14 protein-coding genes are annotated in these 24,024 nt (G+C 73.3%); 7 read left to right on the top strand and 7 right to left on the bottom strand.

The genetic code is table 11. The annotated features are described in order from the left end of the window. Nucleotides 1-14: 14 nt before the first annotated feature. Nucleotides 15-1,373: an MFS transporter gene (locus tag ABZ385_RS10860; RefSeq protein WP_358580874.1), complete on the bottom strand. Its 1,359-nt coding sequence runs from the start codon at nt 1,371-1,373 to the stop codon at nt 15-17. Between the two features lie 794 nt (nt 1,374-2,167). On the opposite strand from ABZ385_RS10860, the gene ABZ385_RS10855 reads away from it, so the two are divergent. The 6 genes from ABZ385_RS10855 to ABZ385_RS10830 are packed head-to-tail and all read left to right on the top strand — an operon-like array spanning nt 2,168 to nt 14,021. Continuing rightward, on the top strand, nt 2,168-8,248 hold the full coding sequence (locus ABZ385_RS10855; protein WP_358910957.1) for an acyltransferase domain-containing protein: 6,081 nt from the start codon (nt 2,168-2,170) through the stop codon (nt 8,246-8,248). Then, nucleotides 8,245-10,074, top strand: coding sequence for a non-ribosomal peptide synthetase (locus tag ABZ385_RS10850; RefSeq protein ID WP_358580878.1), 1,830 nt, complete (start codon nt 8,245-8,247; stop codon nt 10,072-10,074). The genes ABZ385_RS10855 and ABZ385_RS10850 overlap by 4 nt, the downstream gene beginning before the upstream one ends. Nucleotides 10,075-10,109: 35 nt before the next feature. Beyond that, complete coding sequence (locus tag ABZ385_RS10845; RefSeq protein WP_358580881.1) at nt 10,110-11,894, top strand: type I polyketide synthase; 1,785 nt, start codon at nt 10,110-10,112, stop codon at nt 11,892-11,894. Then, on the top strand, nt 11,891-13,129 hold the full coding sequence (locus ABZ385_RS10840) for a cytochrome P450 (RefSeq protein WP_358580883.1): 1,239 nt from the start codon (nt 11,891-11,893) through the stop codon (nt 13,127-13,129). Before ABZ385_RS10845 ends, ABZ385_RS10840 begins: the two co-directional genes overlap by 4 nt. Further along, nucleotides 13,129-13,329 (top strand): MbtH family protein, encoded by a 201-nt coding sequence (locus tag ABZ385_RS10835; protein ID WP_358580885.1) that lies wholly within the window; start codon nt 13,129-13,131, stop codon nt 13,327-13,329. The genes ABZ385_RS10840 and ABZ385_RS10835 overlap by 1 nt, the downstream gene beginning before the upstream one ends. Next, a complete protein-coding gene (locus ABZ385_RS10830) occupies nt 13,326-14,021 on the top strand; it encodes a formyltransferase family protein (protein ID WP_358580888.1) in 696 nt (231 codons plus the stop codon). Before ABZ385_RS10835 ends, ABZ385_RS10830 begins: the two co-directional genes overlap by 4 nt. Before the next feature lie 131 nt (nt 14,022-14,152). Here ABZ385_RS10830 and ABZ385_RS10825 read toward each other — a convergent pair whose 3' ends face one another. The 6 genes from ABZ385_RS10825 to ABZ385_RS10800 form a co-directional block, all read right to left on the bottom strand. Continuing rightward, entirely contained in the window at nt 14,153-17,503 is a 3,351-nt protein-coding gene (locus ABZ385_RS10825) for a BTAD domain-containing putative transcriptional regulator (RefSeq protein ID WP_358910955.1), read from the bottom strand. Between the two features lie 413 nt (nt 17,504-17,916). Beyond that, a complete protein-coding gene (locus ABZ385_RS10820) occupies nt 17,917-18,840 on the bottom strand; it encodes an LLM class F420-dependent oxidoreductase (protein WP_358910953.1) in 924 nt (307 codons plus the stop codon). A gap of 706 nt (nt 18,841-19,546) precedes the next feature. Then, nucleotides 19,547-20,029 carry a DUF6099 family protein gene (locus ABZ385_RS10815; RefSeq protein WP_358580787.1) on the bottom strand — a complete coding sequence of 161 codons (483 nt, stop codon included), beginning with the start codon at nt 20,027-20,029 and terminating at the stop codon, nt 19,547-19,549. A gap of 287 nt (nt 20,030-20,316) precedes the next feature. Next, the gene (locus tag ABZ385_RS10810; RefSeq protein WP_358701275.1) at nt 20,317-20,736 is read right to left on the bottom strand and encodes a nucleotide pyrophosphohydrolase; all 420 of its coding nucleotides are present in this window, start codon (nt 20,734-20,736) and stop codon (nt 20,317-20,319) included. Beyond that, nucleotides 20,720-21,895: an ATP-binding protein gene (locus ABZ385_RS10805; RefSeq protein WP_358910951.1), complete on the bottom strand. Its 1,176-nt coding sequence runs from the start codon at nt 21,893-21,895 to the stop codon at nt 20,720-20,722. The genes ABZ385_RS10810 and ABZ385_RS10805 overlap by 17 nt, the downstream gene beginning before the upstream one ends. Nucleotides 21,896-22,123: 228 nt before the next feature. Continuing rightward, on the bottom strand, nt 22,124-22,516 hold the full coding sequence (locus tag ABZ385_RS10800; protein WP_358580778.1) for a cell division protein SepF: 393 nt from the start codon (nt 22,514-22,516) through the stop codon (nt 22,124-22,126). A 223-nt stretch (nt 22,517-22,739) separates the two neighbouring features. Between ABZ385_RS10800 and cbiE the strand changes: the two genes are divergently transcribed. Further along, the gene (gene cbiE / locus ABZ385_RS10795) at nt 22,740-24,020 is read left to right on the top strand and encodes a precorrin-6y C5,15-methyltransferase (decarboxylating) subunit CbiE (RefSeq protein ID WP_358700152.1); all 1,281 of its coding nucleotides are present in this window, start codon (nt 22,740-22,742) and stop codon (nt 24,018-24,020) included. Nucleotides 24,021-24,024 lie beyond the last annotated feature (4 nt).

The raw sequence follows: 24,024 nt of genomic DNA, 5'->3' as shown, positions 1-24,024 counted from the left end.
CGCCCACCCGCCGTTCAGGCCTGCTTCTCCCGTCGTCCGCCGAGGGCGACGGCCAGCGCGCCGAGGGCGCAGACGACGCCCGCCGCGAGGTAGGCGAGGTGGTAGCCGGCGAGGCGGTCGTCGGCGGTCGCCGCGATCAGGACCAGGACCGCCACTCCGACGCTGGCGCCGATCTGCTGCGCCACGACGTTCACCGCTCCGGCGACCGCGTGCCGCTCCGGCTCGACGCCGGACAGTCCCGCGGAGGTCATCGAGGGGAAGTTGAGGCCCTGGCCGATGCCGCTGATCACCAGTCCGGGCAGCACGTGCAGCAGGTAGTCGCCCTCGTGCGGGGTGCTCATCCACAGCGCGGTCCCGCCGCCGATGAGGACCAGCCCGACGGCCATCAGCGTCCGCGGCGTGTACGTGGCCAGCAGGCGCCCGGTGGCGAAGTTGGCGGTGAGGAAGACGGCCGCCGACATCGGCACCAGCGCGAGGCCGGATTCGAGCGGGGAGTAGTCCAGCATCCCCTGGAGGTACAGCGGGGCGAAGAACAGCATGCCGACCGAGCCCATGTACTGCAGGAACGCCGCCAGGCTCGCGGCCCGCACCGAGGCGATCCGGAAGAGTCCGAGCGGCAGCACCGGGTCGGCCGTGCGGTGCTCGCGTACGACGAACAGCGCCAGGAAGACCACCGCGACGCACAGCGAGACCCAGGCCACCGCGCCGCTGCTGCTCGCACCGACGACGACCAGGGTCAGTCCGAGCGTGCCGGATATCGCGCCGGGCAGGTCCAGGCGGCCGCCGCGTCCGACGCCGTCGGGCAGTCCGGCGCGCGTCGCGGACAGGACGGCCAGCCCCACGGCGACCGAGAACCACAGCACCGAACGCCAGCCGAAGAACTGGGTCAGCACGCCGCCCAGGAGGACGCCGCCGCTGAAGCTCGCGGCGCCGACGGCCGCGTAGATGCTCAGGGCCCGGTTGCGCGCCGGACCGGCCGGGAACACCTCGGTCAGCAGGGCCAGCGCGGCCGGTCCCGACAGGGCCGCGCCGATGCCCTGGACGGCCCGCGCGCCGAGCAGCACGCCGGTGCCCGGTGCCAGGGCGCCGACCAGCGCGGCGAGCGTGAACAGGGCGACGCCGAGTTCGAACACCCGCCGCCTGCCGAAGACATCGGCCAGTCGGCCACCCACCAGCAGGAAGCCGGCGAAGGTGACGGCGTAGGCGGTCATGACCCACTGGAGGGTGGTGTCGTCCAGGTCGAAACGCTCGCCCACGGAGGGCAGCGCGGCGTTGAGCACTCCGAGGCCGCTCACGTCCAGCGCGAGGGCCCCGGCCAGCACGCCGAGCGCCAGGCCCGGGCGCTGCCCCGGCTTCACCTCGGTACTGGTCATGCGGGCCTCCCCGGCACGCGCGGTCGTGCGGCCACAAGACGGTGGGGGGACGGTCTGGACGAGGTGCCGTCGGCGGCGGCCCTGAACGGCCGCCCTAAGGTGGCGAGTTCCATCCGTCCGGTGCCCACCACCAGGACGCGGGGGTCAGCCGGCGCCGGCTCGTGGTTCATGATTTTCATGGCGAGCAGCTTGCAGTGCTTCTTCGCCCGCTGTCCAGCCCGTACTTATTCACCAGCCACCGGAGCGGATTCCCGACCGCGCGCCGGAATTGACCCGTGTTGAACGAAGTTGCCCGCTGATTCCCCACGACGCCCGAACCGCCACACAATTTCGGCCCGGGAAGCGATCGAACCAGTCACTTCGGGGGCCAGATCGCGCCAGTGCACCTTCCTGCCAACGGGCCCCACTTGTTTCACGTTTCACTGGGTGGCAGTCTGAAGTTGTCGGTCGGGCGAGTACCTCGTTACGCGGTCCGCGCCAGTCCACACCATTCTTGACCTGGGAACATTCAGCCGGGAAGACTAAAACGGGGGTCGGGTCGCGGTGCGGGTACCAGTTCTCTTTCAGCCATATCTCCCTGTGCGGGCTTGACACGGACGCTTCGCGTACCACCTGTGCACTGACGCCCCTTTCCTGTGAGACTCGGCCCCGGCCGTGCCTATCCGCACGTCCGTGTGTACGCCGCAGGCATCTCATTTCCGCCACTCTTTTCCGACCGTCGGGGTTTGTGAAGCCTAAAACATCCGGGCGCCCGCTCCGTCGGTCCATTCCGTCCGCCCTGCCGAGGAGCCGAAATGCCCCAAGAGCGCGCAGCAAGAGATTCTCAAGCCATTACCGATTTTTTGCTGTCTCGCGTCGCTGAGCTGATGGACATGTCCGAGGAGGCCGTCGACCGCTGGGCGCCGATGCACCAGTACGGCCTGGACTCGCTGAAGTTGTCCAAACTCGCCGCCTCGTTGTCCGAATTCCTCGGCTGGAAAGTCCCGGTCACGTGGATGTGGCAGTACCCGACGGTCGACGAGCTGGCCCGCGCGCTCCTGGAAGGCCCCCGGACCACGCAGGCCGCCGCCCCGAGCGAGGAGCGGCGCGCGGCCTCGCACGAGCCCATCGCGATCGTCGGCATCGGCTGCCGCTTCCCCGGCGGCCCCGACCCCGCCGCGTTCTGGCAGTTGCTCACCGAGGGCGGTGACGCCGTGGGGCCCGTGCCGGCCGCGCGGCGCGAGCTGTTGGGCGACGCGGTGCGCTGGGGCGGCTTCATCGACGGCATCGACCAGTTCGACCCGCTGTTCTTCGGCATCTCGCCCCGCGAAGCCGTCCAGATGGACCCGCAGCAGCGGCTGATCCTGGAACTGGCCTGGGAGGCACTGGAGGACGCGGGTGTCGCGCCGGACAGTCTCGTGGGCACCGAGACCGGCGTGTTCATGGCCTCCTGCTGGGGCGACTACGCCGCGTTGGCGCACTACCGCGGCCCCGACGTGCAGATCACCCCGCACACCGCGACCGGCATGCACGACGGCATCATCGCCAACCGCGTCTCCTACGTCCTCGGTCTCCAGGGGCCCAGCATGACCATCGACGCGGCCTGCGCCGGATCGCTGGTCTCGGTGCACGCGGGCTGCCAGTCGCTGTGGCTGGGCGAGAGCGAGCTGGTGCTGGCCGGCGGCGTCAACCTGAGCTTCGTCTCCGACTACTACACCGCCATGGACGCCATGGGCGCGCTCGCCCCCGACGGCCGCTGCAAGTCCTTCGACGCCCGCGCCAACGGCTACGTACGCGGTGAGGGCGCCGGCGTCGTCGTACTCGCCCCGCTGAGCGTCGCCCTCGAACGCGACCTGCCGGTGTACTGCGTGATCAAGGGCAGCTCGTCCCAGAACGACGGCCTGAGCAACGGCATGACCGCGCCGAACCCCCAGGCGCAGGAGCTGATGCTGCGCAACGCCTACCGGCGGGCCGGCATCGCCCCGTCCCTGGTGGACTACATCGAGTGCCACGGCTCCGCGACGCCCCTCGGCGACCCGATCGAGGTCAACGCCATCGGCGCGGTCCTCGGCGGCGACCGGGCGGAGCCGCTGCGGCTCGGCTCCGTCAAGTCCAACGTCGGGCACCTGGAGGCGGCGGCCGGCATCGTCGGCCTGGTCAAGCTCGCCCTGTCGATCCGCAACGGCGTGCTGCCGCCGAGCCTGCACTACGCCACCCCGAACCCGCAGATCATGTTCGAGGAGTACAACCTCACCGTCCAGGACCGGCTCACGCCCTGGCCCCGACGGTCCGACGCCCGCCGCGGCGGCGTCAGTTCGTTCGGCTTCGGCGGCGCGATCTGCCACGTCGCCGTCGAGGAGCTGCCGCGGCCCGAGAGCTCGCTCGTCCTGCTGGCCGAGGACTCCCTCGAAGCGCTGGCCCAGCGGGCCTCGGCGCTGCGCGAGGAGAGCGACCTGCGGGCGATCTGCCGCCGGTCCCCCGGCGACGGCGCGTTCCGGCTCTCGGCCACCGCCCGCGACATGAGCGAACTGAGGGCAAAGCTGGACGCCTTCGCCGCCGGCGCGAAGGCCGACGGGCTGAGCGTCGGGGAGGCGAGCGGGCGCCGGCCGCGGGTGGCGTTCCTGTTCTCGGGCAACGGCTCGCAGTGGGTCGGCATGGGCAGGCAACTGCTCGCCGGCATGCCGGTGTTCCGGCGCTCCATGATGCGCTCCGACCAGCGGATGCGGGAGCTGCTCGGCTTCTCGCTCGTCGAGCAGCTGCTGGCCCCCGACGGCCGCATCGACGACATGGACGTCTTCCAGCCGCTGCTCTTCTCGATCCAGGTGGCGCTGGCCGACGCCTGGCGTTCGCTCGGGGTGGAGCCGGACGTCGTGGTGGGGCAGAGCGTCGGCGAGTTCGCCGCCTCCCACATCGCCGGCGCGCTCGACTTCGACGACGCCTCCCTGCTGGCCGCCCACCACGGCCGGCTCCTGCAGCAGCTGGCCGTCGGACGCGGTGAGGGCATCGTGGTCACCACCGGCGCGGACGCCGTCGAGCCGTACCTGACCGGCAAGCTCGCGATCGCGGGCCGCAACGGCCTGAACTCCACCCTGGTGACCGGCACCCCGGAGGAGATCGACGGGCTCGTCCAGCGGCTGACCGACGAGGGCCTCACCACCCACCGGGTCCGCATGGGCCACGCGCCGCACTCGTCGCTGGTCGACCACGTCCTCGCCCCGCTGAAGGTCGAGCTGGAGGGCATCGCACCGCGCACCACGCGCGTCCCGATGATCTCGACGGTCACCGGCGAGGCCGTCGACGGAGCGGAGCTGGGACCCGAGTACTGGGCGGCCAACCTGCGCCAGGAGATCCGGGTGGTCGACGCCCTGCGGAACCTGCGCGGCCACGACATCGACGCGGTGATCGAGCTCAGCCCGCACCCCGTCCTGCTCAAGTCCGTGGCGGAGATCCTGCCCGTCACCACCCTGCCCTCGCTGCGCCGCGGCGCCGACGAGGCCGCGACCCTGCTCGGCTCGCTCGGCGCGCTCCACACCGCCGGTCTCACCGTCACCCCGAGCCCGTTCCTCGCGGGCGACCGGGGCCGCCACGTCACGCCCGCGCCGGGTGCGGTGGCGGCCGACGAGCGGGTGCACCTCGTGCCCGTCACGGCGCGCACGGCGGACGCCCTGGTCGACACCTGCCGCGAGCTGTCCAACCACGTCGAGCGGGATCCCGGCCTGCGGGTCTCCGACCTCGCCTACACCCTCGCGACCCGGCGCACCCACCATGGCCAACGCGTCGCGCTGTTCGCCCGCAACCGGCAGGACGTCCTGGACGGCCTCGCCCGGCTCGCCGCCGGGGAGCCGCACCCCGACGTCGTCACCGGCACGGTCGCCGGCAACCGCGACCGGCGGGTGGCGCTGGTCTTCTCCGGCGGCGGCACCCAGTGGGTCGGCATGGGCCGCGAACTCCTGGACTCCCACGAGGGTTTCCGTACGTGGATGACGGCCTGCGACGCCGCCGTGCGCGCGGCCGGCGGCTGCTCGGTGCTCGACCAGCTCGCCGCCCCGGCCGACGAGGCCAGGTTCGAGGAGATGGACTTCCAGCAGCCCGTCCTGTTCGCCCTCCAGGTCTCCCTGGCGAAGGTCTGGCTCGGTCTCGGCATCCGGCCGGCCGCCGTCGTCGGGCACAGCCTGGGCGAGGTCGCGGCCGCCTGTGTGTCCGGCGCCCTGTCGCTGGAGGACGCCGCCCGCGTGGTCGTCGCCCGCTCGCACCTGCTCGAACGCAAAGCGGCGGCCGGCGCCATGATCTCGGTCGACCTGCCGGAGGCGGAGCTGGTGCCGCGGCTCGCCCCGTACGCCGAGCACGCGGCCGTCGCCGTGGTGAACAGCCCCACCAGCGCGGCCGTGTCGGGCTCGCCCGAGGCCGTCGACGCCCTGGAGGCGGACCTGAAGCGGGAGGGGATCTCCACCCGCCGCATCCGGGTCGAGCGGCCGGTGCACAGCCCCGGCATGGACCCGCTGATCGAGCCGCTGCGCGAACGCATCGACGGCATCACGCCGTTGGCGAACACCATCCCGTTCCGCTCCACCGCCCTGGCCGACACGGTGGACCCGGTCGCCGACGTCGACTACTGGGTGCACAACCTGCGCAACCAGGTCCGGTTCGCCGAGACGATCGGCGCGCTGGTGGACGAGGGCGTCGGCACCTTCATCGAGATCGGCCCGCACGAGACGCTGCGCGGCGCGGTCGAGGAGATCGCGCTGACCCGGGGCGCCCAGGTGCATGCCGTCAACTCGCTGCGGCGGGGCGAGAGCGACGTCCGCTGCCTGCTGGGGGCCGTCGCGTCGCTGTACGTCAGGGGCCTCCCGCTGACCTTCGACCCGCTGTTCTCCGACGACGTCCAGGTCGTGGAGACCCCGCTCGTGCAGTGGCAGAAGGACCGCTACTGGATCGACACGACGCTGCGTCCCCAGTCGGTGTCGGCGCCGGTCACCCAGCCGGCGGCGCAGGGTACGGCCGCGACCGTGACGGCTCCGGCGGCGGTGGCGCCGGCCGTGGCGCCGGTGGCCGAGCCCGTCGCCCCGGCCGTGGACGACAGGGCGCCCCAGGACGTCGTCCTCGGTGAGATCGCCGACGCCCTCGGCGTACCGGCGAGCAGGTTCGACGAAGGGGCCAGTCTGCGGGACTTCGGCCTCGATTCGATGCTGGCGATCCGCCTGGTCAACCGGTTGCAGTCGCTGTTCGGGCACCGGGTGTCGCCGGTGGTGTTCCTGGACGGGCGGACCATCGCGGAGGTCGTCGCCCACGTCGTGGAGACGATCGGCGGGACGGCGCCGGCGCCCGCGGCGGTACCGGCTCCCGCGGCGACACCCGCTCCAGTACCCGTCCCCGTCCCTGTGGCCGCGCCCACCCCGGCGCCCGCGCGGCCCGCGCCGACGTTCCTCGACGACCTGTCCGAGCTGAACGCCGAGGAGCTGGTGGAGGAGCTGGCCGCGCGCGGCCTCCTCGACCCGACCGACGACCCGGCGCTCGACCAGCTGCGCGCCGACGGCCTCGGGTTCACCCTGGCGCCGGTGTCGCACGGCCAGGCCTCGCTGTGGTTCATGCAGCAGGTCTCGCCGGACGCCGTGCCGTACAACTTCATGGTGGCGGCCCGGATCCGGGCCGCCGTGGACGAGAAGGCCCTGGAAGGCGCCGTCCGGGCGGTGATGGAGCGGCATCCCGCGCTGCGCACGCTCTTCGTGGAGGCGGGCGGCAGCCCGCACCAGGTCATCCTGGACGAGCCGGAGTACGAGTTCCTCGTCGAGGACACCACCGGCCTGGACGACGAGGAGGCCCGCGAGGCGCTGGCCGCGATCGGGCACCTGCCGATGGACCTGGACAACGGGCCGCTGGTGCGCGTGGTGCTGATGACGCGCGGGCCCGAGGACCACTACCTGCTGCTGCTCGTGCACCACATCGCGTCGGACGCGGCGTCGGCCGACGTGATGATCCGCGAAGTCCAGGAGTTCTACGAGGGCGCCGACCCCGCCGCGCGCGAACCGGTCGCCCCGTACACGGAGTTCGTCGCGTGGGAGCGGGAGTGGCTGGCGGGGCCCGCGGCCGACGCGGCGCTGGACTGGTGGTCGCAGAAGCTGGCCGACCCGCCCGCCCACCTGGACCTGTCCACCAAGGAGCGCCCGCCGGGCGTCACCTACGAAGGCCGTGACCTCACGTTCCGCTGGAGCGCCGAGGAGAGCAGGCTGCTGCGGGAGTTCGCGGTCCGAGAGGGGGTGTCGGTCAGCACGGTCGTCCTGGCGGGCTTCTTCGCCACCCTGAACCGCGCGGCCGGGGTCGAGGACTCCGTCCTGGCCACCGCCATCGCCCAGCGCGGCGAGCCCGGCTGGGAGTCGGCCATCGGCTACTACCTGAACACCGTGCTGGTGCGGGCGCGGCCGGCCGGCGACCGCAGTTTCCGGGAGCTGCTGAGCGAGGTCCACGCCTTCTCGCTCGGCCTGCTGGAGCACATGAACTATCCGCTCGACCTGTTGGCGTCCGCCCTGAAGCCGCCGCGGGCCGAGGGCCGTTCGCCGTGGTTCGACGTGGTGGTGAACTGGCTGTCCTCGGACGCCTTCCCCCGCTCCGTCAAGCTCTTCCACGGCATCGGCGAGACCCTCGCGCCCGACGGCGCGCTGCCGCTGGAACCGCTGCAGGTACGCAGGCACCTCGCCAAGTTCGACCTGGAGATCTCGATGGCCGACATCGACGGCGAGGTGGCCGGCCACGTCCAGTACAAACCGAGCTATCTGGAAAGGGAGACCGTGACGGCACTGCTCGCGCTCTACCGCACCGTGCTCTTCGAATCGATCGCCCAACCCGACCTGGCACTCGAAGGCATCGCGCCGAGCGGCCGCCCCGAGGAGACGGACAAGTGACCGAGACCCTGCACTCCGAGTTCATCGAACAAGCCGTCAAGAACCCTGACGCGCCCGCCGTCTACTCCGACGCCGGCGTTCTGACCTACGGCGAGCTGAACGAGCGCTCCCGCGTGCTGGCCGAGCGGCTGGTGGCCGACGGCGCCGGTCCCGGTGTGCCGGTCGGCGTCTGCGTCGAGCGCACGCCCGACCTGCTCGTCGCCCTCCTGGCCGCGCTGCGCTCCGGTTCCTGCTATGTGCCGCTGGACCCCAACTACCCGGCCGACCGGCTCACGTTCATGGTCGAGGACAGCGGGACCCGCCTGCTGCTGACCACCCCCGCGTCCCGGGCCAACTGCCCGGCGGGGCCGACCGTCGTCGTGCTGGGCGAGACCGTGACGACCGAGCCCGGCGCGACACCGGTGCCGGTCGTGCCCCACGACACCGCGTACGTCATCTACACCTCGGGCTCCACGGGCAGGCCGAAGGGCGTGGCCATCCGGCACGGCGGCTGCGTGGCGATGCTCGCCGAGATGGACCGGGTCCTCCAGGGCTGCGACCTGAGCGGCATATCGGCGGCCGCCTCGGTCTGCTTCGACATGTCCGTGATGGAGATCTTCAACGCGCTGTGCCGGGGCGGTGCCGTGATCCTCGTGGAGAGCGCCGTCCATCTGCCGGAGAGCCCGCACGCCGACAAGATCACGCATCTCAACGTCATCCCGTCGGTCATGAACAGCCTGCTGGACGCCGGCGCCCTGCCCCCGAACGTGCGCTCGATCGTGTTCGGCGGCGAGGCCCTGCGCCGCAAGCTGGTGGACCGGGCCTACCAGGAGACCAACGCCGAGCGGGTCTTCAACGCCTACGGCCCCACCGAGGGAACCGTCTTCTGCTCGTTCGGCCCGGTGCCGCGGGACTCGGCCGACGAGCCGACGATCGGCCCGCCGACGGACAGCGCCCGGGTCCGCGTACTGGACGACGACCTGAAGGAGGTGCCCGCCGGGGAGTCCGGTGAGCTGTACCTCGGCGGGGTGGGCCTCGCGCACGGTTACGTCAACCGGCCGCGCACCACGGCGGAGCGGTTCGTGCCGGACCCGTACCTCGCCGGTGAGCGCATGTACCGCACCGGTGACCTGGTCAAGTTCACCGCCGACGGCGAACTCCAGTTCCTCGGCCGCACCGATCACCAGGTCAAGCTGCGCGGCTACCGCATCGAGCTGGAGGAGGTCGAGGCCCGTCTGACCGGCTGCCCCGAGGTCCGCGAGGCCGCCGCCGTCGTCCAGGGCAACAGGCTCATCGGCTACGTCGTGCCCGCCGGCGAGGGCGCGTCCGAGGACGGCCCCAGGCTGGACGCGGGGCTCCAGAACGCCATCACCGGCAGGCTCGCCGTCGAGCTGCCCGACTACATGGTCCCCGCGACGCTGGTGTTCCTGCCCGCGCTGCCGCTGGGGCCCGGCGGCAAGCTCGACCGCGACGCGCTTCCCCAACCGCCCGCCGCCGACCCCACGGCCGGCCCCCTGACGGCCGCCGGCACCCCGACCGAGGTGGCCCTCGCGGAGATCTGGGGCCAGCTCCTCGACCTCGACCCGGCGGGCATCGACGTCCACGCCGCCTTCTACGACCTCGGCGGCGACTCGCTGCTGCTGGTCCGCCTCGCCCGGCTGATGACCCGGCGCTTCGACCGCCGCGTCCGCGTGCCCGACCTGTTCAGCTTCCGGGACATCTCCTCCCTCGCCCGCTGGCTCGACGAGGAGAGCGGCGCCACCCCCGAGGTGGTCCAGTCCGCCCGGCTGCGCGCGGGCGCCCGCCGCGCGGCCCTGCGCGGCCGCGCCAAGTCCAGCGGCAGCTGAGCCACCCCCATCCGACCCGAAGCAGGAGTTCCCTCATGACCGAAAGCCCCGAGCAGGACTACGACCCGGGCGACGTCGCCGTCATCGGCATGTCCCTGCGGGCCCCCGGCGCCCGCACCAAGGAAGAGTTCTGGGACAACCTCGTGCACGGCAGGGAGTCCGTGTCGTTCCTGGCCAAGGACGACATCCACGTCGACGAGACGCTGATCCACAGCCCGTTCTACGTACGGGCCTGCGGCGTCCTCGACACGTACGACAAGTTCGACCCGTCGGTGTTCGGCATCAGCGACCGCATGGCCGCCGCGATGACCCCGGAGAACCGGCTGTTCCTGGAGAGCGCCTGGGAGACCCTGGAGGACGGCGGCTACGACCCCGACCGGGTCACCGGCGAGGTCGGTGTCTACGGCGCCAACAACCCGCAGACCGCCGCGCTCTACAGCTCCCCGCCGGACCGCGTGTCGGTCGGCCCCGAGGCGATCGAGGCGAGCCTCGCCTGGTCGCCGGACACCATGACGTCCAACGCCCTGTACTACATGGGCCTCACCGGTGAGGCCGTGACCGTCGCCGCGGTCTGCGCCGGCTTCCACTACGCGGTCCACCTGGCCTGCCAGTCGCTGCTGCTCGGCCAGACCGACATGGCGATAGCCGGCGGTTCGATGGTGCGCCTGCCGCACCCGCGCGGTCACCTGTGGGAGGAGAACCGCATCCTGTCCAAGGACGGACACTGCCGCCCGTTCGACGCCAACGGCACCGGCACCGCGCTCTCCAGCGGTGTCGTCACCGTGCTGCTCAAGCCGGTGGGCCAGGCCGTCGCCGACCGCGACCACATCTACGCCGTGGTCAAGGGCTCGGCCGTCAACAACAACGGCGTCAGCGCGATGGCCTACGGCCTGGCGCAGCCCGAGCGGCTGAGCGCGTGCATCGCCAACGCCATGGAGGTCGGCGGCGTCACCCCCGACACCGTGTCCATGTACGAGGCCAACGGCCTCGGCATGCCGATGACCGACGAACTGGAGGTGCACGCGGCGAGCATGGCGTTCGGCAAGCAGACCGGCACCACCTCGATCGGCGGCGTCAAGGGCAACGTGGGCCACGGCGGTGTGGTCTCCGGCGGCTTCGGCGCGATGAAGGCCGCGCTGGCCCTGCACCACAAGACGCTGCCCGCCACGATCAACCTGACGGAGGTCAACGAGGACCTCGACCTGCCGAGCACGCCGTTCGTACCGCAGGTGGAGACGGCGGACTGGGTCACGGACGCCGGCATCCGCCGTGCGGGCATCACCTCGATCGGCGGCGGCGGTTACAACGCCCACCTGGTCCTCGAAGAGGCGCCGACCCTCCCCGGGCGGGAGCCCGAGGCGGCGGGCAGGCCGCGCCTGGCCACCCTGTCGGCCCTGGACGACGAGGCGCTGGCCCGTCAGCGCGCACGGCTGAAGGACTGGCTGGAGGCCGACCCGGAGCTGCGTCTCGACGACGTCTGCTTCAGCCTCAACATGGGCCGCAAGGTGATGGCCCGCCGCTGGGCGGCCGTCGTCCGCAGCCGCGAGGAGCTGATCGCGGCGCTGTCCGCCGACGCCCCGCGGGGCCTGGCCACCGAGACGGCCGCCGCGCCGCGGGTGGACGTGGACGCCTTCCGCCGCGGGGACGAGGGGATCGTGCCGGCCGGCACGGACGCGCAGGCGCTGTCGGACCTGGCCGCCGCCTGGGTGAACGGCCAGCAGGTGGACTTCGCCTCCCTGCACCGGGGCGAGGCCAGCCACCGGGTGCCGCTGCCCACCTATCCCTTCCAGCCGCGCCGGTTCTGGCGCACGGACTGGTGACCGTGAGCACTCCCGCACTGGACACCCTGGACCTGGGCGACCCGAACACGTTCGCGGAGCACGACCTCGGCGAGTTCTGGCGCACCCTGCGGGACACCGCGCCGGTGTACTGGAACCCGCCGGCCGACGGCCGCCGCGGATTTTGGGTGCTCTCCCGTTACGACGACATCATGGCCACCTACCGGGACAACGTGAACTTCACGTCGGAGCGCGGCAATGTGCTCGTCACGCTGCTGGGCGGCGGCGACGCCGGCGCCGGCCGGATGCTGGCCGTCACCGACGGACACCGGCACCACGAGTTGCGCAAGATCCTTCAGCGGGTGCTCTCGCCGAGGGTCCTGAACGCGGTCGCGGCGACGGTGCGGGCCAACACCCGGCAGTGGATCCGCGAGGCGGTCGAGGCCGGCTCCTGCGACTTCGCCGAGCAGATCGCCAGCCGTATCCCGATGACGACGATCTCGAACCTGCTCGGCGTGCCCGAGCAGGACCGGGAGTTCCTGCTCTCGCTCACCAAGACCGCGCTGTCGACCGACGACGAGGACGTCGACGAGGTCGACTCCGAGATGGCCCGCAACGAAATCCTGATGTACTTCATGGACATCGTCGAGGAGCGGCGCGAGTCGCCGGGCGACGACGTCATCAGCATGCTCGTCGGCAGTTCCATCGACGGGGTGCCGCTCTCCGACGAGGACGTGGTGCTCAACTGCTACAGCCTCATCATCGGCGGCGACGAGACGAGCCGGCTCACGATGATCGACTGCGTGCGCACCCTCGCGGCCCGGCCCGACGAGTGGCGGCGGCTCAAGAACGGCGAGGTCAAGACCGACACGGCCGTGGACGAGGTGCTGCGCTGGGCCTCGCCCACGATGCACTTCGGGCGCACCGTCGTACGGGAGACCGAACTGCACGGTGTGCGGCTGCGGCCGGACGACATCGTGACGCTGTGGCACGCCTCGGGCAACCGGGACGAGCGGACCTTCGACCGGCCGGAGGTGTTCGACCTCGGCCGGACCCCCAACAAGCACATGGCCTTCGGCTACGGCCCGCACTTCTGCGTCGGCTCGTACCTGGCGAAGGTGGAGATCGCCGAACTGCTCATGGCACTGCGGGACTTCACCACCGGTTTCGAGCAGACCGAGGAGCCGCAGCCCATCCGGTCCAACTTCCTGACCGGGTTCTCCACGATGCCGGTGCGGTTCCTGCCCGATCACTCCGGACTGAAAGAGGTCGACTGATGAGCGGCAACCCCTTCGAGGGCGGCGACGGCGACTGGCTGGTGGTGGTCAACGCCGACGAGCAGTACGCGCTGTGGCGGCCGCACCTGGAGGTGCCCGAGGGCTGGCGGGTCGTCCACTCCGGCCCGGACCGCGAGGGCGCCCTGGACCACGTCGAGCAGCACTTCACCGCGTTGACGGCAAGCCGGGAGCACGAGTGAACATCTACATCTCGGGACAGGGGGCCTTCGCGGTGCAGGTCGCGGACGCCCTGCTGGACGAAGGGCACAAGATAGCGGGCGCGGCCTCACCCCGGCTGCGCAAGGGGCAGTCCGACGAGAGCAACGCGATGTCCTGGGACCGGCTGCGCGCCTGGGCGTTCCCCAGGAGCATCCCGTGGACGGACTCGGCCGAGCTGCGCGCGATGCACATCCCGGACGGGGTGGACATCATCGTCGCCGCGCACTCCCACGCGTTCCTCGGCCGCCGGACGCGCGCCAAGGCCTCCGTGGCCACCATCGGCTACCACCCCAGCCTGCTGCCGCTGCACCGGGGCCGGGACGCCATCCGGTGGACGATCCGCGACGGCGACAAGGTGACGGGCGGGAGCGTCTACCACCTCACCGAGCGCACCGACGCCGGTCCGCTCGCCGCCCAGGAGCACCTGCTCGTGCCGCCGGGCTCGACCCCGCAGAGCCTGTGGCGCGAGCACCTGGCCCCGCTGGGGGTGCGGCTGCTGGTGAAGGTGGTCGCCGACCTCGCCGCCGACCGGCGGATAGAGGTCCCGCAGGACGAGAAGCTGGCGACCTGGGAGCCGGCGATGGACACGAAGCCCCTCTTCAAGCCCGAACTGATCGCGCTGCCCGGCACGGCACAGGTGGACGGCAGCAAGTGGGCGCTGCACGGGCAGTGAGGAGGACGGGTGTGGCAGGGATGACGCGGTGCCGTGGGCGCCGTGGGCGCGCGGATGAGTACCGCGTGACCTGACCGGACCCGCGTGCCGGCCCGGTCCGACGGCTCGCCGAGCCGTGGCCGGCACGCGGGTCACACGGGCACGGCAGCGGGCGCCGCGGGCTGTCTCCTCGTACGGCGGGGCTGCCACCGGGCGAGCAGCGCGGCGATCTCGGCGGCCTCCGCGGTGCCCCGCCGGTCCGTGACGCGCCGGTCCATGACGCGGTGGGCGATCAGCAGGGCGGCCCTGGCCCGGTCGAGGTCACCGAGCGCGAGCAGCGCCCGGCCGCGCGCGGCCATCGCCAGAGCGTGGCAGAACGCGTCACCCGGTTCGCCGTCGACGGCGAGCGCCACGTCCGCGCGGTCGAGGGCCGCGCGGGGGCCGGTGAGGTCCAGTTCGCAGAAGGCGAGGCGGGCCCAGCACAGCGCCGCCCGGCGCGGGTCGCGCGAGCGGTCGTACAGGCGCCGCGCCTCGCGCAGCCGGTCGGCGGCCTCGGCGGGGCGGCCGTCCCGGAGCAGGGCGCAGCCCGCCTGGTAGAGGACGTGCGCGAGGGTGGAGGTGCTGTCGGCGCGCCGTGCCCGGCACACCGCTTCGGCCAGCGCGGTGTCGGCCTCCGGGCGCCGCCCGAGTGCGTCGAGCGCCCGCGCGATGGGGGTCAGGACGCGGATCTGGTCGGCGTGGCCACCGAGCGCGCCGAACCTGGCGTAGGCGAGCCGCAGTTGCTCCAGGGCGGCCTTCGGACGGCCCATGGCCAGGAGTACGACGCCCAGTTCACGGCCGGCCTCGGCGGCGACCAGCGGATCGCCCGCCGACGCGGCCAGGCGCAGGCTCTCGCGCAGGGTCCGCTCGGCGTGACCGTGGCTCCCGCTGCCGTGGTGCGGGGCGGCGAGCAGGCGCAGGGCGCGGCCCGCGCAGAGGTCGTCACCGTGCCGCCGGGCGGTCTCCAGAGCCAACTCGGCCAGGGGTGCCAGGTCGCGGTGGCGTGCGGTGCCGGCGAGAAGGTGGGACCAGGCGGTGAGCAGGTCGACGGCGGGGCGCAGGCCGTCGGGGGCGCGCAGGCCTTGGGGGGCGCCACCGCCGTCGTCCGGGTCCGGGTGCTCGGGGATGTGACGCAGGGCGTCCTCGGCGGTCGCGTACAGGTCGGAGTGCGCGCCCGCGAGCCAGTCGCGCGCGGCCGCCGCGTCCGGCAGGTCCTCGCCCGGGGAGGCCGGGCGGTGCAATAGGTCGGGCAGCACGGTGTGCGGCTCGGTGCGGCGGACTGCGGTGACGACGGTGGCCAGGACGTGATCGAGGAAGCGCAGCCGGGCCGCGGTGCGCTCGCGGGGACTCTCGTGGCGTGCGCACTGGTGCCTGGCGTAGAGCCTGACCAGGTCGTGGAAGCGGTAGCGGTCCTCGCCGTGCGGCTCCAGGAGACCCGCGTCGACCAGGTGTTCCACCGCTGTCTCGGCCTCCTCGTCGGCCACGCCGAGCAGGGCGCCCGCGGCGCCGCGGCCGAAGGAGGGCAGGGGGCAGAGGGAGAACAGGCGGAAGGCGCGGGCGAGGCCGGGGCCGAGGGCCTCGTAGCCGGGCCGGAAGGCGGCCGCCACGCCCAGGTCGGCCACGCGCAGCTCGTCGAGCCTGCGGTGCTCGTCGCGCAGCCGGGCGGTGAGATCGGCGAGGGTGCGGCCCGGCCGCGCGGCCAGGCGGGCGGCGGCGATACGGACGGCGAGGGGCAGTCCCCCGCAGGACGCGACGAGTTCGCGGGCGGCGGCCGGTTCGTCGGCCACGCGGTCGTGGCCGATCATGGCGGCGAGCAGGGCGAGCGCCTCCCGCTCCGGCATCGCCTCGACGTCGAGGAGGCGGGCGCCGGGCAGCGTGACGGTCCGTGAGCGGCTGGTCACCAGGACCGCGCAGCCGGGGGTGCCGGGCAGCAGCGGCCGCAGGTGCGCGCTGTCGCGGGCGTCGTCGAGGACGACCAGGACGCGGCGCCCCGCGAGGAGCGAGCGGTACAGGGCGGTCCGCTGGTCGAGGCCGTCGGGTACGGCGCTCTCGGGTACGCCGAGTGCGCGCAGGAACCCGGCGAGCGCGCTGCCGCTGTCCACGCCGGGCGCGGGGCCGGTGCCGCGCAGGTCCACGTACAGCTGTCCGTCGGGGAAGTCCTCGCGCAGGGCGTGGGCGACGTGCACGGCGAGCGCGGTCTTGCCGACGCCGCCGAGTCCGGTCAGCGTGGCCACGGCCATGGTGTCGCCGGAGACGGCACCGCGCAGCGTCTCGCCCAGCAGCCGCACTTCGGTCTGGCGTCCCGCGAAGTCGGTGACGTCGGCCGGGAGTTGAGCGGGGACGCGGGGTGCGTACTGCCTGTCGGGGGTGCGGAGGCCCCGGTCGTCGGCGGGGGTGAGCGGCCTGGTCGGGGCGGAGGCGGCCCGTGGCGTCTGCGGGGCCGGAACCGGGTACGGGTCGCGAGCGACGTGGTGGCGAGGGCCGCTGTCCGAGTCGCCTTCGGGGCGAGGGTCATCGTCACGGGCCGACGCGGCCTGGTACCGGGGGCGTTCCGCGGCCGGTGGCGGAGGTGCGCACGGGCGCGGGTCGGCGACCGGCGGCAGGGCCGCGCCGTTGAGCAGCCCCTCGTACAGGGCGGCGATCTCCCGGCCCGGCTCGACGCCCAGCTCGGTGGCGAGCGTGCGGCGCGTGGCCTCGTACACCGCGAGGGCGTCCGCCTGCCGTCCCGCGCGGTGCAGGGCCAGCATCAGCAGGGCCTGGGGGCGTTCGCGCAGCGGGTGTTCCGCGGCGAAGGCGCGCAGGGGGGCGGTCGTCTCGCCGTGGGCGCCCAGTTCGATGGCGCAGGCGAAGAGTTCCTCCTGGGCGGTGACGGACAGCTCGGTGAGCCGGTCGCGCTGGCGGCCGGCGTAGGGCCCGGGCAGGCCGGCCAACGGGGCGCCGTCCGACAGCGCGAGGGCCGCGGTCAACTCCCCGTGGGCGTCGGCGTGCCGCCCGGCCGCGCGCATGCGCCGGGCGGCCGCCACCCGGTCCTCCAGCTCGCACGCGTCCACGGCGTCGCGCGTTACCCGCAGCGCGTAACCGTCGCCGGCCGACACCAGGAGCCGGGCGGGCTCGCGGGAGCGGCGGCCGGGTTCTAGGAGGCCGCGCAGCCGGGAGACGTACGTACGCAGGGTGCCGACGGCGCGCGGCGGCGGCTCCTCGCCCCAGAGGGCGTCGACCAGCTCCGAGGCGGGGACCGGGTGCCCGTCGCGCAGCAGCAGCGCGGCGAGGGTGGCGCGCTGCTGCGGGGAGCCGAGCTTCAGCGGCCGCCCGTCGCACCAGGCGCGCACCGGCCCGAGGACCTGGAACGACAACGCCCCACCCTCGTAGCCCCGCGCCGTCTCCCCCGTGCCGTTCGTGTCGTTCGTGTCGTTCGTGTCGTTCGTGTCGTTCCGGATCGGTCCGCCGTCCGCGTCGCCCCGCATCGTCCGACCGCACCCCTTGCCCCAAGACGCCTCGTGCGTGTGCCCGTTCGTACTGGTCGCACTGGCCTTCGATGGCCACGCGCCCCAAACGTTACGACAGCCACCCCCGCCTCCCCGCGTACCCGGCGCACCCGCGCCACCTTGTTGACCAGGTATTGACGCTGCTGGAGAGCCGCGTGCGGCATATGCGCCAGACAGCGCGCGCATTCGGCCGGATGCGGTGAGCGACGGAACGCGAACCGGCCCACGTCCGTCCCGGGGCCCGGCACGGACGCCTTCCGGGGCCCGCCTGGGGGCGGACTGCCCAGGAACAGGCCGCTCAGGAACGGGCTGCGCCAGAAGCTCCCAAAAAGCGGACGAGTGGCCGCCAGGCGCCGGAGGGGTGTGCCCGGCGGCCACGTCTAGAGTCGCGGCTACGACAGCTGCGACTGCACCTGGGAGGAGATCAGCTCCAGGTGGTCCAGGTCGGCGAGGTCGAGGCACTGGAGGTAGATACGGCTCGCGCCGATCGCCTCGTACCGCCCGATCTTGTCGACGACCTCCGCCGGTGAACCCGCCAGGCCGTTGGCCTTCAGCTCGTCCACCTCACGGCCGATGGCCGCCGCACGCCGCGCGACCTCCGCGTCGTCCTTGCCGACGCAGGCCACCAGCGCGCTGGAGTACACCAGGTCGTCCCCCTTGCGCCCGGCCTGCTCGGCGGCCGCCCGGACCCTGCCGAACTGGCGCTCACTGTCCTCGATCGAAGCGAAGGGGATGTTGAACTCGTCGGCGAACCGCGCCGCGAGCCGCGGGGTGCGCGTCGCGCCGTGGCCGCCGATGAGGACCGGCACCTTGGACTGGGCGGGCTTGGGCAGGGCCGGCGAGTCGGTGAGCTGGTAGTGCTTGCCGTCGAAGTCGAAGGTCTGGCCGACCTCCGTCGCCCACAGGCCGGTGACGATCTCCAGCTGCTCCTCCAGGCGGGCGAACTTCTCCTTCGGGAAGGGGATGCCGTACGCCTTGTGCTCCTCCTCGAACCAGCCCGCGCCCAGGCCCAGTTCGACCCGGCCGCCCGACATCTGGTCGACCTGCGCCACCTGGATCGCGAGGACGCCGGGCAGCCGGAAGGTGCCGGCGGTCATGAGCGTGCCGAGCCTGATCCGCTTGGTCTCCCGCGCCAGCCCGGCCAGCGTGATCCACGCGTCCGTGGGGCCGGGCAGGCCGTCGGCGGCGCCCATGCGCAGATAGTGGTCGGAGCGGAAGAAGGCGTCGAAGCCGAGGTCCTCCGCGGCCTTCGCGACGGTGAGCAGGGTGTCGTAGGTCGCCCCTTGCTGGGGCTCGGTGAAGATTCGAAGATCCATGGCTCCATCCTGCCTGTTCGCATGCCCGTCTTCCCTGCCGGTCCCGCCGATCCCCCGCCGCCCCGGTCGGGTGAAATCCGCCGGCAGCGCGCCCCCGAAAGCGCCGGCCGGCCCCGCGCCCCGACCATCCACCCCGGCACAGCCGCCTGCCCCCGCGCGCAGACCATCCACCCCGGCACAGCCGCCTGCCCCCGCGCGCAGACACCCACCTCCGTACAGCCACCCGCCCCGCGCACGCACCGGCCTTCACACGACCACCCGCCCCGCGCAGACACCCGCCTTCGCACAACCGCCCGCCCCGCGCAGACACCCGCCTTCGCACAACCGCCCGCCCCGCGCAGACACCCGCCTTCGCACAACCGCCCGCCCCGCCCAGGCACCCGCCCCCGCACAACCATCCGCCCCGCGCAAGCACCGGCGCCCACGGGCAGGCATCCTCCCCCGCACCACCGCCCGCCTCCGCGCAGGCACCACCCCTTCCGTACAGCCACCCGCCCCGCGTAGCACCCGTCTTCGTACGGCCACCCGCCCCGCGCAGACACCCACCCCCACACAACCACCCGCCCCGCGCAGACACCCACCCCCGCACAACCACCCGCCCCACGCAGACACCCACCCCCGCACAACCACCCGCCCCACGCACGCACCGGCGCCCACAGCCAGGTAGCCGCCCCGCCCAGGCCCCCCCCGCACGGCCGCCTCCCCCTCACGCCCACCCCGCCGCCGGATCCGCCTCCGGTAGACCCTGTTCGCGCACCGCGAGTCTGCGCAGCATCTCCAGGACGCGGTCCCTCGACTCGTCGGCGGCGTCTATCGCCTCCATGCACTGCCAGTACACGCCCTCGTCGGCGGCGCCCATCGCGACTCCGACGAGCGCGATGCCGACCTCGCCGAGCAGCCGGTCCAGCGCGAGCAGGACGTCGTGCGCGTCGCCGGTCTCCGTCAGCCGCGCGGCCCTGATGTCCTCCGTCCCCAGCCGTGGGGCGTCGAGCACCCCGCAGGCTCTGCCGCCGACCTCGCTCAGCCCCAGCGCCTCGCCCCGTAACTCAGGAGGGCCCGCCACCGCGAGGCGGCTGCCGATCGCCTGCGCGAGCGCCTGCGACTGCCACACCTCCACGACGATGGCGACCGGGTCCTCGCTCAGCGCCAGGGCGCGCCGGTTCGCCTCGATGAGCCGCATCGCGTTCATGCACAACCCCCACCCTCCCGCGCGCCTACGCCGCACGTTCGCCCGAACTCCCGCGTCCACTACCCAGAGTGATACCCATCCGGTCGAAAAGCCAGGGGAAGCCGGAAATCTGTGGACAACCAATCGATATTCGACAAGCCAACCGCTCCGGAGAGTGACGGAAGTATCGACAAGCGGGTTGTGGCAGCGCTCAGAAGCCGTCGAAGCCGGGACGGTGGGGCCGACGAAGCCCCCGCAGAATCAAGCCGGTAGGGCCGACGAGGCCTCGGAGGCCAAGCCGGCCGGGCCTAACGGCCCCCAGGTCGCGCGCCGGCAGACTTCCCGCGCCCCTCACCAACCGGAGACCGTCCCCCACCAACCGGAGACCCTCCCTCGCCAACCGGAAACCGCTCCTCGTTCCGGTCGATCTTCGCCGCGAGCGCGGCCAACGCGTCGATCCCCAGCACCTCGCAGAACTGCAGCAGATACGCGAGGACGTCGGCGACCTCGTCCGTCACCCGGTGCGCGGAGTCCGGGTCCCGCATCACCCGCTCCGACTCCTCCGGCGTCAACCACTGGAAGATCTCCACCAGTTCGGACGCCTCCACGCTCAGCGCCGCGGCCAGGTTTTTGGGGGTGTGGTACCGCCCCCAGTCGCGGGCCTTCGCGAACTCGGCCAGCCTGCGCTGAAGTGCCGCCGCATCAGGTACGTCACGTCGTTCCGTCACGGTCAAGGTCTACCACCGAGGCGCCGGCGGCGGTCGCCCAGGCCGGGTCCCGGACCGCCCCGACCAGGCGGATGTGGCCGCGCGCACACATGCGCGCCGCCAGTTCGCCGAGCGCGCGCGCCTGTCGGGCGTCCATGCGGCGGTCGAGGCCGTCGGCGACGACCGTCAAGGTCTGGTAGGCCGCCGGAACCTCCGCCACCGGGTCGACGGCGAGCACGCCGGGCCCGGTCAGCAGGACGAGCGCGAGGGCCAGGTACCGCAGCTCCCCGTCACCGAGGCGCGCGAGGGGCGTACGGACCCCGTCCCCCCGGTCCACGTAGGCCTGCATCGAACCGTCCCGCGCCTCCTCGGCGTACACGTCGCCGACCGGTCCCGCACAGCCCTCGCGCACCGCGGAGACCAGCAGCGCGTGGCGTACGGAGCACTCGGTGCGGGTGCGCCACAGCACTTCGGCGAGGTTGTCGCAGCCCCCCAGCAGCCGGCCCGCGCCCATCCGTCCGGCCGGGACCGGCGCCCGCATCCGGCCGGGGCGCGGGTCGCACGGGAACACCGAGCGCAGCGCGACCACGACCTGCTCGGCCGCCGCGAGGACCAGGCGCTGCCCCTCGGTCTTGCCCGCCACGCGCAGCGGCACGAGGGCCGTGCCGAGCCGGTCGTCCGGCATCGGGGCGCGGGTCACGGGCGCGGCGCCCGCCGTGTGCCAGGCGGCCTGGACCACGGGCCGGCCCGGGTCGCGCAGGGCCGTCTCCAGGAGGACGAGGTCGCCGCGGGTCAGCCGCTCGCCCACGACCCGCAGTTCGGGCTCGACCTGGACGGCGAGGTCGAGCCGTACGGTCCCGGCGGGTCCCTCGACCGTGCAGCCGATGCGGAAGCCGCGCCGCCGCTGGCCGTCGGCCCGGGCGCGTTCAGGCACGCACGCCGCGGGGTCCTCGAAGACCTCGGCCAGTTCCGCGCCGCCGCCGAGCCGCGCCAGCGCCTCGTACGCGCGCAGGGCGCTGGACTTGCCGCTGCCGCTGGGGCCCGCGAGGAACGTCAGAGCACCGAAGGGGAGCACCGCGCCGCGGTGCCCGGCGAAGGCCGACAGCCGTAACTCGGTGACCTGCGGTCGGTCGTGGCCTGCCGCCGGTCGGGCGGCGGGCACCGGGGTATGCACCGTCATGCTCGGAAGCTAAGGGGCGGCGGGCCGGGCGAACCGTTACGCCCAACCGACCTTCCTACGATCGGGGGATTCCCCCGAAAGATCCCCCGACCCGAACAGCGAGGGGCTACGACAGAACGCGGCCGGCCCAGGCGGACGGTCCCGGCGGAGGGCCCTGACGGCCGGCCCCGACGGCAAGCCCCGGCGTGCGGTGCCGCACGGCACGGCCCGGCCCGGCGCGGCCGGCACCTACGGCTGCGCGACCGCTTCGACCAGGCCCTGCACCTCCGTGCCGGGCGGCGCGAGGAGGAAGACGTTCTTGTCGACCCGGTGCATGCCGCAGCCGAGGCCCATCACCACACCGCTGCTGAAGTCCAGGACGCGCTTGGCGACGTCCGTCTCGGCGCCCGTCAGGTCGAGCAGGACCGGGATCTGCGACATGACGGTCTCGGCGACCTCGCGGGCGTCCGAGAAGACGTTGACCCGCATCACCACGAACCGCCGGCGCGTCTCGGTCTCCGCGTCGGGCAGCGCGCTGTGTCCGGGCCACGAAGGCCATTCGTTGCGGCTGCGCAGCGGTACGACCTGGGCGAGCCCTTCCCACTGTTCGTCGGTGACGTCGTGGCGCTGACTGCTACTCACTGGCCCACCCCGTCCTGGCTCGCACTCGTTGTCTGCACCGGGCAATTCTTACGCCAAGTCACCCGTTCAGCCCAACAGCGACACGGATGGCCCCCTCGAAGCGTCCCTGGAGGCGATAAGGGGGCGTGGCCAGGTCCCCAGTAGAGTGCGGCTGCGCAGCCCTTTCCGAACCCGAGGTCAGGTACCAGCAGTGACCCCCGCACCCCCTCCCGACACGCCAGCCATACCGGCCACAACGGGCACACCAGGCACGTCGGACATACCGGCTGTCACCGTCGTGGGCATCGGGGCGGACGGCTGGGAAGGCCTGCCGGCCGCCTCCCGTGCGGCGCTCGCCGAGGCCGAGGTGCTCATCGGCGGACCCCGCCAACTGGATCTGCCGCCCCTGCCCGAGTGCCCGGGCGAACGCGTCGCCTGGCCCTCGCCGCTGCGGCCCGCCGTGGCCGGCCTGCTCGCGGCCCACGCGGGGCGCCGGATCGCCGTCCTGGCGAGCGGCGACCCCATGTTCTACGGCATCGGGCGCGCCCTGAGCGAGGAGCTGGGCGCCGCCGCGCTGCGCGTACTGCCGCACCCCTCCTCCGTCTCCCTTGCGTGCGCGCGCCTCGGCTGGCCCGTCGAGGACACCGAGGTCCTCACCCTCGTCGGCCGCCCGGCGGCGCGCCTCGCGTCCGCGCTGTACGACGGGCGCCGCCTCCTCGTGCTCAGTGCCAACGCCGACACCCCCGCCGAGGTCGCCGCGCTGCTGTGCGAGCGGGGTTTCGGACCGAGCCGGCTGCGCGTGCTGGAACAGCTCGGTTCGGGTCGGGAGTCCCGTTACGAAGGTGTCGCCGAGGCCTGGTCGCACGCGCCCGGCGATCCGCTGAACGTCATCGCGGTCGAGTGCCGCCGCTCCCCCGGCGCCCTGCGCCTCGGTGCCGTCCCCGGGCTGCCCGACACGGCGTACGAGAGCGACGGGCAGCTCACCAAGCGGCATGTGCGTGCCGCCACGCTGGCGGCGCTGGCGCCCGCGCCCGGTGAGCTGCTGTGGGACGTGGGCGGCGGGTCGGGGTCGATCGCGGTGGAGTGGATGCGGGCGCACCCGGCGTGCCGTGCGGTCACCGTCGAGAAGAACGCGGTGCGGGCCGAGCGGATCGTGCGCAACGCCGATCGTCTCGGCGTCCCCGGGCTGCGCGTCGTCACCGGCGCGGCGCCCGAGGCGCTGAGTGAACTCCCCGTGCCCGACGCGGTGTTCATCGGCGGCGGCCTCACCGCGCCCGGCCTTCTCGACGCCTGCTGGGAGGCGCTGCCGGCCGGCGGGCGGCTGGTGGCCAACACCGTCACGCTGGAGTCGGAGGCACTGCTCACCGGCTGGTACCGGCGCCACGGCGGCGAGTTGGTGCGGCTCGCGGTCGCGCAGGCCGTTCCCGTGGGCGGCTTCACCGGGTGGCGGCAGGCCATGCCGGTCACCCAATGGTCCGTCACCAAGCGTGCCGGTCAAGGCGACAAGGCGATCGAGGAGATCTAGAACG

Origin of the sequence: Streptomyces sp. NPDC005898 (assembly GCF_040629635.1) — a bacterium.
GTDB lineage: Bacteria > Actinomycetota > Actinomycetes > Streptomycetales > Streptomycetaceae > Streptomyces.
This window is presented reverse-complemented; position numbering and strand designations above follow the sequence as displayed.

What these genes read in the sequence shown, in the direction of transcription:
- ABZ385_RS10860 (WP_358580874.1), bottom strand. Translation starts at nt 1,373, where the DNA reads ATGACCAGTACCGAGGTGAAGCCGGGGCAGCGCCCGGGCCTGGCGCTC.
- ABZ385_RS10845 (WP_358580881.1), top strand. Translation starts at nt 10,110, where the DNA reads ATGACCGAAAGCCCCGAGCAGGACTACGACCCGGGCGACGTCGCCGTC.
- ABZ385_RS10825 (WP_358910955.1), bottom strand. Translation starts at nt 17,503, where the DNA reads ATGCGGGGCGACGCGGACGGCGGACCGATCCGGAACGACACGAACGAC.
- ABZ385_RS10805 (WP_358910951.1), bottom strand. Translation starts at nt 21,895, where the DNA reads ATGACGGTGCATACCCCGGTGCCCGCCGCCCGACCGGCGGCAGGCCAC.
- ABZ385_RS10820 (WP_358910953.1), bottom strand. Translation starts at nt 18,840, where the DNA reads ATGGATCTTCGAATCTTCACCGAGCCCCAGCAAGGGGCGACCTACGAC.
- ABZ385_RS10835 (WP_358580885.1), top strand. Translation starts at nt 13,129, where the DNA reads ATGAGCGGCAACCCCTTCGAGGGCGGCGACGGCGACTGGCTGGTGGTG.
- ABZ385_RS10855 (WP_358910957.1), top strand. Translation starts at nt 2,168, where the DNA reads ATGCCCCAAGAGCGCGCAGCAAGAGATTCTCAAGCCATTACCGATTTT.
- ABZ385_RS10815 (WP_358580787.1), bottom strand. Translation starts at nt 20,029, where the DNA reads ATGAACGCGATGCGGCTCATCGAGGCGAACCGGCGCGCCCTGGCGCTG.